At 63.2% G+C, this 1575-nt stretch carries 2 protein-coding genes; one reads left to right on the top strand and one right to left on the bottom strand.

Annotation, left to right across the window (positions count from 1 at the left end; all coding sequences use genetic code 11):
- Nucleotides 1-105: 105 nt before the first annotated feature.
- Nucleotides 106-993, bottom strand: coding sequence for a transcriptional regulator GcvA (locus EOA38_RS36125; protein ID WP_127301464.1), 888 nt, complete (start codon nt 991-993; stop codon nt 106-108).
- A gap of 119 nt (nt 994-1112) precedes the next feature.
- On the opposite strand from EOA38_RS36125, the gene EOA38_RS36120 reads away from it, so the two are divergent.
- The coding region (locus EOA38_RS36120; protein WP_127301463.1) for a VOC family protein at nt 1113-1575 on the top strand (463 nt) is incomplete at its 3' end.

Below are 1575 nucleotides of genomic sequence, written 5' to 3'. Positions count from 1 at the left end.
CCAACGCCCCCCGCCCACGCCGTCGGTTGCCCCATTGCCGCAGGAAGTGCAGGCTGGCTGCCATGTTTCGAAGGCAGCAAGGCGCTGTGCTGACGGTCGCTGAACTCAGCCCGGCCCGATCTCCGAAAACAACCAATCCCGAAAAGCCTTCACCTTGCGCTGGCGGATCGCTTCCGGCGGGTAGACGAGGTAGAAGCTGGAGACGGCTTTCAACGCGTGGTCGAAAGGCCGAACCAGCCTGCCGGTGGCGAGGTCGGCCGAAACCAGCATGGTGCGGCCAAGCACCACGCCTTCGCCCTGCACGGCCGATTCCACCGCGAAGGTGGCGGAATCGAAGGTGAGCCCGCTGTTCGGGTCGACGCCCTCGACGCCGGCGCTGGCAAGCCAAGCCGCCCAGTCGATCCGATAGCCGTCGCGGATCAGCGTGTGATGTTTGAGGTCCTCAGGCTTCTTGAGCGGATGCGGTCCCTCCAGGAGCCTGGGGCTGCAGACGGGAAAAACCTCCTCGCCGGTGAGGAATTCCGACGTCAGCCCCGGATAATCGCCGCTGCCGTAACGGATGGCGACATCGATGCCGTCGCCGCGAAAATTGGTGAGCTTGCCGGTGGTCGAGACGCGTACGTCGATGTCGGCATGCGCCCGATGGAATCGGTAGAGCCGGGGTACCAGCCATTTTCCGGCAAAGCCGTCCGATGTGCTGACATTCAAGGTCGAGCCAGAGAGGCGGGAGGTCGCCGTGTGGGTGGCGACCGAGAGCTGGTCGAGCACCTCGCGCACCGCCCGCGCATAAGGCTCGCCGACGGCGGTCAGCCGCACCGAGCGCGTCGCGCGCTCGAAGAGCTGCACGCCGAGCTGGTCCTCGAGATGTTTTACCGCGCGGCTGACGGCGCCATGCGTGACGTTGAGCTCGTCTGCCGCCCTGGAGAAATTCAGGTGGCGCGCGGCGGCCTCGAAGGCCGGCAATGCATTCAACGGCGGCAGCTTGCGGGTCACGGCGAGAAAGTCATTTGTGAGTGAAGGTAACAAATACTTGCCAAATTTTGGTTTGTCCGTCGAGCTTTTGCCAGTCAAAAATCCTCACAGGATTTGTGATCAAAAATCACGAGGCAAACATGGCTAACGTTCATCCCTTCCTCTGGTTCAACCTCGATGCCGAAGAGGCGCGCGACTTCTATCTGTCGGTGTTCAGGAACGGCCGGGCGCTGGGCGCGATCGAATTCACCGACTTCGTCGGCGGCACCAACGGGACGGTGCCGCACGCGATCTTCGACTTCGAGCTCGAAGGGCAGCGCTTCACCGCGCTCAACGCCGGCGGGGTGCCGCCCTTCAATGAAAGGATCTCGCTCTACGTCGAGACCAGCGACCAGGCCGAGACCGACTACTACTGGAATGCGCTGACGGCAGGCGGCGGCTCGGAAAAACCCTGCGGCTGGCTCAAGGACAAGTTCGGCGTCTATTGGCAGGTCATCCCGGAGCCGGCGCTGCGCCTGATGAACGATCCGGACCGTGAGAAGGCCGACCGGGCGCGGCAGGCGATGTACAAGATGAGCAAGATCATCCTCGCCGATATCGAAG

The organism is Mesorhizobium sp. M1E.F.Ca.ET.041.01.1.1 (assembly GCF_003997355.1).
GTDB lineage: Bacteria > Pseudomonadota > Alphaproteobacteria > Rhizobiales > Rhizobiaceae > Mesorhizobium.
This window is presented reverse-complemented; position numbering and strand designations above follow the sequence as displayed.